The following is an 11,942-nucleotide window of genomic DNA, read 5'->3' as shown; positions in this document are numbered from 1 at the left end:
CGGGAATTAAAAATTAAAAATGTAAAATTAAAAACTGGAAATTAATTTTTAATTTTTAATTATCAATTTTTAATTGAAGCGAAGCGACAGTGGCGGATCTGAATCCCCGACTGAATTGATTCTGACTTCTGTACGCGAATAGCGGGGCGTTTAGCCCATTCAGAATAGCTGAATTCTTCTTCAAAGCTTTTTTGCCTTTGCTCTGGGTCTTGCGATCGCGTATGCTAAATTCAGTTTGATTTGCATTACCTTCTGTGGACAAAAACCGCGAACCGTTCATCAGTCTGGCACTTTATCACGCCTTTAAATGGTCAGTTGTCAGCCCCATGCTTCACGCTTACTTTCGGGGCCAGATTTATGGTGCGGAAAATGTCCCCCAATCAGGGCCGCTACTGGTAGTGAGTAATCACGCTAGTTACTTTGACCCCCCCATTGTCTCCAACTGTGTACGTCGTCCAGTGGCATACATGGCCAAAGAAGAGTTATTTAATATCCCCGTTTTGGCCCAAGCGATTAAATTGTATGGTGCTTACCCAGTCAGTCGAGGGAATAGCGATCGCAATGCCATCCGTTCCGCCCTAGAATATCTGAATAAAGGTTGGGCTGTCGGTGTTTTTTTACAAGGTACTCGCACCCCAGACGGTCGAATTACAGACCCCAAAAGAGGCGCACTCCTACTGGCGGCGAAAGCAAAAGCCCGAATATTACCAGTAAGTGTCTGGGGTACTGATAAGATTTTGCAAAAAGGATCGTCCCTACCTCACGCAGTTCCCATAACTGTGAGAATTGGTAACTTGATTGATGCTCCCAGTTCCACGAATAAAGAGGAATTGGAAGGATTGACACAAAAATGTACCACGGTAATTAATGAAATGCATGATTTGGGAAGATAATTTATTAGACAATACAAATTGAGGAATGATGTCGGATTTAAGAGCGGAATTAACGGAAATTTTGGATGAGGCAGAGTGGGAGTCGCTAATTCCTCATGTACAACGAGATGCAGTAATTTTGGTGTCCCCAGAGTTAAACTTGGTGGATGTTGGAGTAGCGATCGCTAGTGATAACATTCCATCAGTAGAACAGTGGATTGATCGGCAATTAATTACCAAACCCACGACAGTACAAGTGGGAGAATGGAATCTTGAGCGCAGTAAACGATTTAATACTCTCATCGTTCAGCCTTACGTTTTGGTGAAGGAAATAGTTGAGACTTAAATTAGTTTCTGTATTGTTTTCGATGGCACTTGATGTTTGCGTAGTTTCTAACGAAAGATAACTTGGTGTGCCAGTTATTACCACGCACTAACTGACTGATTTGACTAAAGCAAAATTTTCTCTTTTAAGATTTAGCCATCTAGGAGCTAAAATTGTTACGATAATTTCAGATTAGATGTTGAAACCTTGATCCAATCTGAAACCTTAGAACTATTAGAATGGCATCGCCTCTGCCAGCACCTTGCCACCTTCGCGGCGACTAAGCTGGGGGCGACAGCCGCGCGTCATCTGAAAATACCCGATTCTCAGACTCAAAGCGAACAGTTGTTAGAGCAAACCAAAGAAATCTACCAACTGGAAACTCGCCTCACTACGGGGCTGTCATTTGAGGGAATTCAAGATATTGGCGATTCCTTAGAACGGGCAGAACGCAGTGGAGTTTTGGCAGGAGATGAACTGTTAGCGATCGCCACCACCCTCGCTGGTGCTAGAAGTTTGCGCCGTGTCATCGACAATCAGGAAGATTTGCCGATATTGACTGAGTTGGTTGCCGATTTGCGGACTTATCCAGAACTAGAACAAGAAATTCACCGATGTATTGATGAACGCGCCCAGGTAACTGATCGCGCGAGTCAAAAACTGGGAGAAATTCGCACAGACTTGCGGCGATTACGCAGCCAAATTACCCAAAAGCTGCAAAACATCTTACAGGCAAAATCTGGAGCAGTTCAAGAACAGCTAATTACCCAACGCAGCGATCGCTTTGTCATCCCCGTAAAAGCACCGCAAAAAGATGCCATCCCTGGTATTGTTCACGATACCTCTACCAGTGGTGCAACGCTATATGTAGAACCGAATTCCGTAGTGCCTCTAGGCAACCAACTGCGGCAAATCATCCGCAGAGAGCAAGCCGAAGAAGAAGCAGTTCGCCGCGTTTTGACAGAACAAGTCGCCGCAGTCAAACCAGATTTAGAGAGATTATTAGCGATCGCCACAACTTTAGATTTGGCAACCGCTAGATCGAGATATAGTTACTGGCTAGGAGCAAATCCCCCGCGATTTATCCAGCGCGAAGACAGTGAAACCATTACCTTACGGAACTTACGACATCCTCTGTTAGTCTGGCAGCAAAAGCACGAACAAGGGCAACCAGTAGTTCCTGTAGATTTGCTGATCAATCCGCTAATTCGGGTAGTGACAATTACCGGGCCAAATACTGGCGGTAAAACTGTAACCCTAAAAACTTTGGGGTTAGCAGCATTAATGGCCAAAGTAGGTTTATTTGTCCCCGCCCGCGAACCAGTAGAAATACCTTGGTTTGATAAAGTGCTGGCAGATATTGGCGATGAACAATCCTTACAGCAAAGTTTATCCACATTCTCTGGACACATCCGCCGAATTAGTCGAATCTTAGAAGCACTGGGGAGTGAGGAAGATGAGGGAGATAAGGGAGAGTCCAATACCCCATGCCCCATGCCCCATGCCCCATGCCCAATGCCCAATTCCCTAGTCTTACTAGATGAAGTCGGTGCAGGAACCGATCCAGTTGAAGGTAGTGCGTTAGCGATCGCCTTGTTGCAATATCTCGCTAACCATGCCCAGCTAACGATCGCCACTACTCACTTCGGCGAACTAAAAGCCCTGAAATACGAAGATGAGCGGTTTGAGAATGCCTCTGTAGAATTTGACGAAAGTACTCTCTCGCCTACTTACCGTCTGCTATGGGGCATTCCTGGACGTTCTAACGCCTTAACTATTGCCCTACGCTTGGGATTAAAGCCAGAAGTCGTACAACAGGCGAAAACTCAAGTAGGAGAGGCCACAGATGAAGTTAACCAAGTAATTGCAGGCTTAGAAGCCCAACGCCGCCGCCAGGAAACCAAAGCAGCCGAAGCCCAAAGTTTGTTACAGCAAGCGGAACGTTTATACAAAGAGGTATCCGCAAAAGCCGCAAGTTTGGAGGAAAGGGAAAGTAGTTTGCGGGCTTCACAAGAAATAGCAGTCCAACAAGCGATCGCCCAAGCAAAAGGTGAAATTGCTCAAGTGATTCGCCGTTTGCAAAAAGGTACGCCCACAGCCCAAGAGGCCCAGCAAGCAACTAATGCTTTAAATCAAATTGGCCAGCTATATCAGCCAGCAACCCCAGCAAAACCAAAACCTGGATTTATGCCCAAAGTAGGCGATCGCATCCGCGTTCCCAAACTCGGACAGATAGCTGATGTAATCGCCGCCCCTAATGAAGATGGCGAGTTAAGCGTTCGCTTTGGGTTAATGAAGATGACGGTGAAGTTGCAAGATGTAGAATCTCTAGATGGTCAAAAACCCGAACCAGTCGTCAAAGCCAAACCAGCCCCAGCACCAGTAACCCCACCACCGCAAAGTGTCCCGGAAATTCGGACTTCTCAAAATACCATCGATTTGCGTGGTAAACGAGTAGCTGATGCCGAATACATTTTAGATAAAGCCATCTCTGAAGCTACAGGCCCAGTCTGGATTATTCACGGATACGGTACTGGTAAACTGCGTCAAGGAGTTCACGCCTTTTTGCAACATCATTCCAGAGTGAACAACTACGAACCAGCAGAACAAACAGATGGCGGTAGTGGTGTTACCGTTGCTTACATCAAATAAAGTTTACTTGCAAATGGTAATCCTCAGAATCTTGAGAGAATCTACCAACTAAGATTTACTGTTTGCAAGTCTCTTTTAGGACTTACGCAAAATTGTCTCAAAAACCTGATTTGTCGTAGCGGTAATTCATGAATTACCGCTACTTCAGAACTTTTTTGCGTAAGTCCTGTCTTTATCGAATCGCTATATGAAGTGGGTAAAAAACTTACAAGTAAGTGGGCGTAAATAATTAAAGGTTTGTAGTAAGGGCTTTAGCCCTATTCTCAGGGCTAAAGCCCTTACTAAGAGCCAATTTAATTAATTTTACATTGCGTAACATCGTTTGATTTATTCTTGCCCACCTACTTAAATGCTTGATTCTTATGTTATTTGACAAAACTAAAAAGGCTTTATTACCACTTTGGGAACAAAGTCGCTTTGAAATGCGCCATGTGTATCCGAATCGATAAAGCTACATAATATGCTGTAAATCCAACACAAATCCAGGTAGGACATTCTCTCCTGATAAACTAGCAGGATTGTCTAATATCTCTACATCTTTACCTGGACGATAAATTTCTACTCGCTGGTTTTTTCGGTCAATTAACCATCCTAGTTGAGCGCCATTTTCAATATATTCCTGCATTTTCTCTCGCAATTCTTTCAAGGAATCAGTGCGAGAACGCAACTCTATTACAAAATCAGGACAAATAGGGGCAAATTTTTCTTGTTGTTCTGGGGTTAAAGCGTTCCACCGCTCAATTTTTACCCAAGAAGCATCGGGAGAACGTTCTGCACCATTGGGTAGGGTGAAGCCAGTTGAAGAATCAAAACCTTTGCCTAATTTAGTCTGTTTATTCCAGATTCCCAACTCAACAACCATATCAAAGTTACGGTTGCCAGTATCACTACCTGTAGGTGGCATAATTAATAATTCCCCTGATGCTGTACGCTCAAATCGATAATCGCGGTTTTTCTGACACATTTGGAAAAATTGCTCGTCAGTTAAGTCGATTTTCAATTTGAGGGTAGAAGGTAAAGTTGTTGTAACAGCGTTCATAAGCTATCCTGAGCATCTTTCTTTCTAGTTTAATTGTGTTGAAAAAGCGTAGTTTACCGCCGTGGGCATCGCTTGCTAATTTGCGGTCTATATTTCTTCAATATTAGTTCTTTGCGTCGCTTGGCGATCGCCTGAGATAATTTGAGAGAGTACCAATGCTTAACTTTTACTTGATAAGCTAAAAAACATCTAATTTGCATAATCGAATTAAATATAACTCTTGTGGGGTGGGCATCCTGCCCGCCCAGTATATGCAATTTAAATGTGGAACAGCTTATCGTTGCAGAGATAGCGATCGCTCTTACTCACATTCCGGTTATTCTTCAGATAATCATAGAGCCACTTACAACCCTGCAAAACTCCTGAAAGCGTTATTTCTTCATCCCCACAAATCACCCGAAATCTAACCTTTCATAGATAGACAAGCGATCGCAACCCAATCGCCCTTTTGCAACCATCTATATATTGAGCAAAATAGGAGCGATCGCACTACTACATTCCTTACTCAATTTCGTTAATCCAGCTTTGAATCGCACGAAGTCAATTTGGTTGATGAGATGGAAAACTTATCAGTGGCATTAAAGTCTGCCTTAACGCGCCCTAATTATTACAATTTCAACTTTTCACCCCGAATTGAATAATCTAACAACTCCATTGGGTGAATAACTGAAATCTTCTTACCTTGTAACTGCAAATGCTTTGTAATTTGCAAAGTACACCCCGGATTAGCAGAAGCAATTAAATCAGCACCAGTATTTAACAAATTCTGTACTTTTTGCTGACCTAATTCCTCAGAAACTTCTGGTTGCAACATATTATAAACCCCAGCACTCCCACAACATAAAGCTGCATCTATTGGTTCTCTCAATTTCACTCCCGGAATTTGTCGCAATACCTGACGCGGTTGCACGCTAATCTTTTGACCATGCAATAAATGACAAGCATCTTGATAAACTAAATTCAAAGGTTTATCAGTCAAAGGTGAAAGTTTTGCTGTTAAACCAACAGTTGCCAAAAACTCTTGAGCATCTTTAACTTTAGCGGCAAAATCCTTTGCCTTTTCCCGATATTCGAGGTCATCTTCTAAAATGTGACCGTATTCTTTTAAAGTATGACCACAACCAGCAGCATTGATAATCACAAAATCTACATCAGTGTTGGCAAAACTATCAATCATCTGCCTTGCTAAAGCTTTCGCCTGTTCTGTTTGTCCTTGGTGTTCGGGAAGCGCTGCACAACAACCTTGAGATTTGGGAATCACAACTTCACAACCATTCGCTGTTAAAACTCGCACCGTTGCTTCATTCACTGAAGAGAAAAACAGCCGTTGCACGCAACCCAAAATTACCCCGACTCGATAGCGCTTCTCACCTTTAGCAGGAATCACACTAGGCAAATTATCTTGAAAAGATTTGAGAGTAATTTCTGGCAGAATTGATTCCATTGCTGCCAAACGAGGGGATATTTTATTAAGTAAACCGGTAGCGCGAAATAATTTAGCAAACCCCAACTTCTGATACACCAACAACGGAACTAATAAAACTCGTAAAAGATTGGGATAGGGAAACAGAGAAAATATTAGTTTCCGAATAAATTGATCTGGCAAACTGCGGGGATAATTCCGTTCAATTTGGTGACGAGTTGCAGAAATTAATTTGTCATACTGCACCCCAGAAGGACAAGTGCTTACACAAGCAAGACATCCCAAACAAGAATCAAAATGTTCTACAGTTGCCGTATTTAAAGCAATCTCACCCTCATTAATCGCATCCATTAAATAGATGCGTCCTCTAGGAGAATCCATCTCCTTACCAAGCACCCGATAACTCGGACAAGTAGAAAGACAAAACCCACAATGTACACAACTATCAATCAACTTCGGATCGGGTGGATGACTTTCATCAAACCCCTTCAAATTCTTTAAACTAGCCGTATTATTAACAGAATTTTCTGAAACCTGCATAATTATTCTTTCCCCTCTTCCTTGGCGTTCTTGGCGTTCTTGGCGGTTCGTTCTATTAAAACTAAATTCCACCCACAAATCGACCAGGACTTAAAATATTCTTACTATCAAACTGTTCCTTAATACGGCGCATCAACGGCAAAGCATTCCCCGTATAACCCCAAACATCTATTTGTTCTTTAACCCCTATTGGTGCTGACAAAATTGTTAAAAAACCTCTATTAGCTTGAGTAGAATCGCGCACCTTCAAAACTTGATTTTTACTCTCTAATTGTAACAAACCTAAACCACTACTTATATGAATCAAACCCAACTCCACCTGAGTCAAAATCTCGACAGCAGCAGTAGGTAACACTCCTATTTTGCAGGTAATTACAGATTCTGTGACAGTAGTATGTATTCGTTCTTGCAATCTCTGCCATAGACTAGCCTCATCACCATCGGCAAAAATTGCCCCATGTAAACCTAACTTTTGCCCAACTTCCAAAACTCGGTTTGACTGTTCTTTAACACTCTCACTAATACTTTGAAATCGAGCAATTAATCCTAGCCCTTCACCCAAACCTAAGTTAGACACCAATTTAGTTGATAGCAAATCAGCCTGAACTGGTGTTAATGCCGAACCTCGAAGGATATCAGCCGCTTGGGATACAGCCTCAGCATTACCAGTTAGTACCACCGTTCCCGATGCCTCCGATAGCGGATACAAACGGAAAGTTAGTTGACTAATAAAGCCTAATGTGCCGTAAGAGCCAGTAAGCAACTTCATCAAGTCATATCCAGCAACATTTTTAACTACTCTTCCCCCAGCTTTAGCAATTTCTCCATCAGCACGGATAAAGGTAACACCTAGTAACTGGTCGCGCACACTACCATAACGTTGCCGCAGAGAACCTGTATCACCTGTGGCAACAATACCGCCAATGGTTGCTGACTCAGGTGCTGTGGGGTCAAGGGCGAGAAATTGCCGCGATTTTGCCAAAAGTGCTTGGAGATCCGAGAACTTCATTCCTGCTTCGACTGTGACAGTCAAATCGCCAACAGCGTGTTCAATCAGTTGGTTGATCCGTTCTGTGCTAACTACGACATCAATACCCTTAGCTAAACTACCCCAGCTAAGTTTACTGCCACTACCACAGGGGAGGACACGCCAGTTGTGACTGTGAGCTTTGGCGATAACTGCGGCTAGTTGTTGTTGGGTACGGGGATAGACGATACAACTGGGAGGTTTTCCGTAGGCTATAGCCTGTTGGATAGGTTTTTTCTGGTCTATTTCGATATTTTCCCAAAGGCAAACAGCATTTTCTTCGCCGATAATAGATGCAAAATCAGTAGCGCAGATGCCTTGTGGCCTGTCGTTAGACATCGCTTTCATTGAGTTTATTTTTTTACGCCCTACATCTAATTTACTGGTTAACCTGACCAAAAAAGCGCATTGCCATATAAATCAATACGGTTCAGTTAAGGGCTACTGGTAAAAATTTTGGGTTTTCGAGACGCGATAAATCGCCCTCTCTACAAGTCTTTTGGCCTTATCTGAACTGTATTGCCATATAAATAGGACTTACACAAAAGTACACGCGGTAGGGGCAATTCATGAATTGCCCCTACCGGAAAAACAAGGTTGGGGATATTTTTTGTGTAAGTTCTAATAAAATAATTTGATGTTATTTTGATTAACTTTTAGAAAAAAGAAAGTAGCAGAGGGGTAATTTTTACCACCCTGCTACAAACAAACGGAGGTATAAACTTGATTATTTAATTGGCATGAACCAATTCTTGAGGCGCAGCGGCATCATAAGCTACAGCTTTAACAAATTCTTTGAGTAAATCTTTGAGCCTTTGGTCAATTTCCTCATCTAAGATAACGCTGTTATCAGCTTGTCGTTGAATTTGTTTATCTACTGCATAAACAGTAGCTAAGATATGCCGCGCTCCTAATTCCGATAATACAGGTTTCAGAGCATATTCAATTGCCAATAAATGCGCGATCGTTCCACCAAGGGCGATCGGTAATACAGGTTTACCTGTGAATGATTTTTGTGGCAGCAAATCTAGAAATGTTTTTAGCACTCCTGTGTAAGCAGCTTTGTAGATTGGGGTGGCAATAATCACACCATCTGCCTTTGCTAATAAAGCTTTTGGTTGTTCTAAAGCAGGGCTATCATATCGTCCAAAAACTAAATCTTCAGCAGGCAAATCTCGAACTGAAATGATATCTACATGCAAGCCTTCTTGTTGTAAAAGCTTGGCTGTGTATTCAATAACACCATAAGTTCTAGATGGATGGGTTGGACTACCTGCGATCGCTAAAATATTTGTCATTCAATTAAACTCCCAATTTCTAAAACGGGTTGAGTATGTTTTGTGGTTTTAGTCTTCATCGCTTCTGCGGTGTTGACTTTCTCACTCAGACGTTTGTAGGGACGGCGCAAACTCATACTTTCCACTTCCCAGATGTAGCCATGAATAACCACATCTTGGGGAATTAAAGTAGAATTACGCAGCAATTCTACCTGCTGTATGCAGATTTCATCGACATCAGTAAACGTTTTAATCCATTTGGAAAAAACGCCTTTTGGTAGCTTCAACTCTGGTAAAGCAGGATCGACACTAACTTGATCCACGTCAATACCTTGATTTCGCAATACCTCACTAAGAAAGTCTCCTGATGCTGTCATCATGCCACATTCGCTATGATTAATAACGATGATTTCTTTTGTGCCAAAAAACTGTGTAGTCAACATCGCTGATCGAATAGCATCATCTGTAACTAACCCCCCAGCATTACGGAAAATATGAGCATCTCCTTCACCAATTCCCAATGCTTTTTCTATTGGTAATCGCTCATCCATGCACCCCAACACCCACAACCGTTTATTGTTAGGTATCCCCAACTGACGACGCAATGCCCACGCTTCTTTTTCTGAGATTTTTTGGTCAATTTGTTGGTGCAACATGGCTGGTAATCTGCTAGTTCTTAATTACTAGGATATGGACGTTGCCCTTTCCTGGTGCTGTTGCTTAGGGAAATCTTCATTTGCCACAATTTCACCAAATGGACTTAAGACATGTTGCTTTTCCACTGTCGGCAGATTCTCTAAGGGCAAATGGGGAAATAGAAGTTCTGCAACTCGATAAGCTTCCTCTAAGTGGGGATAGCCAGAGAGGATAAAAGACTCAATACCCAAATCTGCATATTCCAATATCCTAGCCGCTACAGTTTGAGGATCTCCTACTAAGGCTGTTCCCGCGCCACCCCGCACCAAACCGACTCCTGCCCACAGGTTCGGGCTAATCTCTAATGCCTCACGATCGCCGTGGTGTAATTGAGTCATCCGTTGTTGTCCAACTGAATCCATCCGCGCATAAGCTTTTTGAGCTTTAGCGATCGCTTCGTCATCTACATATTTAATCAAATCATTGGCTGCATCCCAAGCTGCACTCTCGGTTTCGCGCACAATCACATGTAAACGAATCCCAAACCGCAAAGTCCGGCCTTCTGATAAAGCAAGTCTGCGAACTGATGAAATCTTCTCGGCTACTTGCGCCGGTGGTTCACCCCAAGTCAAATAGACATCTACGTGCTTGGCTGCAATTTTTTGAGCAACTGGAGAGGAACCACCAAACCACAAAGGTGGATATGGTTTCTGAATAGGTGGAAACAGCAGTTTCCCATCTTGAATATTGAGATAGTCGCCCTGAAGATTAGCTTGTTCTCCACTAGCGATCGCTCGCCATACTGTCAAAAATTCATCTGTTAATTCATAGCGCTGATCGTGATCCAAATGCAAGCCATCTCCCGCCAACTCCACAGGATCGCCTCCTGTCACGACATTAATCAGCAAGCGTCCTCCAGAGAGGCGATCAAAGGTTGCCGCCATCCGTGCTGCCACTCCCGGAGATACCAAGCCGGGACGAATCGCTACCAAAAAACGCATCTGTCGTGTCAGCGATACCAGCGTTGACGCTACTATCCAAGCATCTTCGCAAGAACGTCCCGTGGGTAGTAATGCCCCTGTATAACCAAGATCATCCACCGCTTGGGCTATCTGCCGCAGATAGGGAAAGCTTACTGCTCTACCACCTGTAGCAGTTGCAAGGTAACGTCCGTCGCCGTGGGTTGGGATGAACCATAGTAGCTGCATGAATCTTGTCCTTTTAACTACGGTAAAACGATAGAAATACCGTGCTTTATTTTTATAGATTTAGAGTATCACATATTTTACAAAAGCCCGCAAGAAGTTTTTTTGTAAACTCCGGTATTCCTATCAGACTAATGTATATTAAGCGGTGTTCAATAAGATCGCGATCGCAAAAATTGGGCATAAGGCACGGGGAAGAGCTACCAATGCTCAATGCGGCGGCTATTCTTCTCCACCCACAAGGGTATGGAGTTTCCCGCCGACTTCCAATGATTACCCAATTTGTTGTTTCTTAGCTAATTTTAATTGGTTTATCAGGGCTAATTCAGAGCGATCGCTGATTATAGTTATTGATGTAGGGAATTCCGTACTGGAGTTGATTGTCCAGTTAACCGGAAAATAGAAAATAATAGATATATGGACAAACGCTATTTTTTTCAGGCTAGTGCAGTAATAGTCGGCACAGCATTCTTATCAAGATATATCAATTGGGAGTCAAAAGCGATGACAACTTCTAAGAGTGGATTTGAAATTACCAAACCAGATGAAGAGTGGCGCACGATTTTAACGCCTGAACAGTTTAATGTATTGCGTAAACACGGGACTGAACGCCCTCACACCAGCCCATTGGATAAGGAATACGACAATGGTACTTACTATTGTGCTGCATGTGAACTGCCACTGTTTACCTCTGATACCAAATTTAACAGTGGTACTGGCTGGCCTAGCTTTTTTAAACCGATTGAAGGTGCGATCGCTTTTACTGTAGATAAGTCGTTGTTTATGAGCAGAACTGAAGTGCATTGTAGTCGCTGTGGTGGTCATCTGGGTCATGTTTTTGATGATGGCCCTGCACCCACTGGTAAGCGTTACTGCATGAATGGTGTTTCGCTGAAATTTACCCCTGCTTAATCAGTCTTGACACCCTAACCTAAATTATCAAATT

At 42.9% G+C, this 11,942-nt stretch carries 12 protein-coding genes; 5 read left to right on the top strand and 7 right to left on the bottom strand.

The features are described from left to right. The first annotated feature begins 254 nt into the window (after positions 1 to 254). The 3 genes from V7K98_RS14155 (at position 255) to V7K98_RS14145 (ending at position 3,849) form a co-directional block, all read left to right on the top strand. Positions 255 to 893: a lysophospholipid acyltransferase family protein gene (locus V7K98_RS14155; protein ID WP_335022763.1), complete on the top strand. Its 639-nt coding sequence runs from the start codon at positions 255 to 257 to the stop codon at positions 891 to 893. Between the two features lie 28 nt (positions 894 to 921). After that, positions 922 to 1,218, top strand: coding sequence for a DUF2288 domain-containing protein (locus tag V7K98_RS14150; protein WP_335022846.1), 297 nt, complete (start codon positions 922 to 924; stop codon positions 1,216 to 1,218). Positions 1,219 to 1,404: 186 nt separating this feature from the next. Next, on the top strand, positions 1,405 to 3,849 hold the full coding sequence (locus V7K98_RS14145; protein ID WP_335022761.1) for an endonuclease MutS2: 2,445 nt from the start codon (positions 1,405 to 1,407) through the stop codon (positions 3,847 to 3,849). A gap of 451 nt (positions 3,850 to 4,300) precedes the next feature. Here the strand turns inward: V7K98_RS14145 and V7K98_RS14140 are convergent, their stop codons facing one another. From V7K98_RS14140 to ssuD, 7 genes are all read right to left on the bottom strand, one after another. Then, positions 4,301 to 4,888 carry a Uma2 family endonuclease gene (locus V7K98_RS14140; protein WP_335022759.1) on the bottom strand — a complete coding sequence of 196 codons (588 nt, stop codon included), beginning with the start codon at positions 4,886 to 4,888 and terminating at the stop codon, positions 4,301 to 4,303. A gap of 53 nt (positions 4,889 to 4,941) precedes the next feature. After that, positions 4,942 to 5,088, bottom strand: a complete 147-nt coding sequence (locus V7K98_RS14135; RefSeq protein ID WP_335022757.1) for a hypothetical protein — start codon at positions 5,086 to 5,088, stop codon at positions 4,942 to 4,944. 407 nt (positions 5,089 to 5,495) lie between these two features. Further along, positions 5,496 to 6,851 (bottom strand): (Fe-S)-binding protein, encoded by a 1,356-nt coding sequence (locus V7K98_RS14130; protein ID WP_335022844.1) that lies wholly within the window; start codon positions 6,849 to 6,851, stop codon positions 5,496 to 5,498. 61 nt (positions 6,852 to 6,912) lie between these two features. Continuing rightward, positions 6,913 to 8,226 (bottom strand): FAD-binding oxidoreductase, encoded by a 1,314-nt coding sequence (locus V7K98_RS14125; protein ID WP_335022755.1) that lies wholly within the window; start codon positions 8,224 to 8,226, stop codon positions 6,913 to 6,915. Between the two features lie 383 nt (positions 8,227 to 8,609). Continuing rightward, positions 8,610 to 9,176 carry an NADPH-dependent FMN reductase gene (gene ssuE, locus V7K98_RS14120; RefSeq protein WP_335022753.1) on the bottom strand — a complete coding sequence of 189 codons (567 nt, stop codon included), beginning with the start codon at positions 9,174 to 9,176 and terminating at the stop codon, positions 8,610 to 8,612. Next, positions 9,173 to 9,811 carry a beta-class carbonic anhydrase gene (locus tag V7K98_RS14115; protein WP_335022751.1) on the bottom strand — a complete coding sequence of 213 codons (639 nt, stop codon included), beginning with the start codon at positions 9,809 to 9,811 and terminating at the stop codon, positions 9,173 to 9,175. Before V7K98_RS14115 ends, ssuE begins: the two co-directional genes overlap by 4 nt. Positions 9,812 to 9,838: 27 nt before the next feature. Further along, the gene (gene ssuD, locus V7K98_RS14110; RefSeq protein WP_335022749.1) at positions 9,839 to 10,999 is read right to left on the bottom strand and encodes an FMNH2-dependent alkanesulfonate monooxygenase; all 1,161 of its coding nucleotides are present in this window, start codon (positions 10,997 to 10,999) and stop codon (positions 9,839 to 9,841) included. 145 nt (positions 11,000 to 11,144) lie between these two features. Between ssuD and V7K98_RS14105 the strand changes: the two genes are divergently transcribed. Further along, positions 11,145 to 11,399, top strand: a complete 255-nt coding sequence (locus tag V7K98_RS14105; protein WP_335022748.1) for a hypothetical protein — start codon at positions 11,145 to 11,147, stop codon at positions 11,397 to 11,399. A 14-nt stretch (positions 11,400 to 11,413) separates the two neighbouring features. Then, entirely contained in the window at positions 11,414 to 11,908 is a 495-nt protein-coding gene (gene msrB / locus V7K98_RS14100; RefSeq protein ID WP_335022746.1) for a peptide-methionine (R)-S-oxide reductase MsrB, read from the top strand. Positions 11,909 to 11,942: the final 34 nt, after the last annotated feature.

This window comes from Nostoc sp. (assembly GCF_036917435.1).
GTDB lineage: Bacteria > Cyanobacteriota > Cyanobacteriia > Cyanobacteriales > Nostocaceae > Nostoc.
The sequence above is the reverse complement of the archived record's forward strand: the minus strand, read 5'-3'. Positions and strand labels throughout refer to the sequence as shown.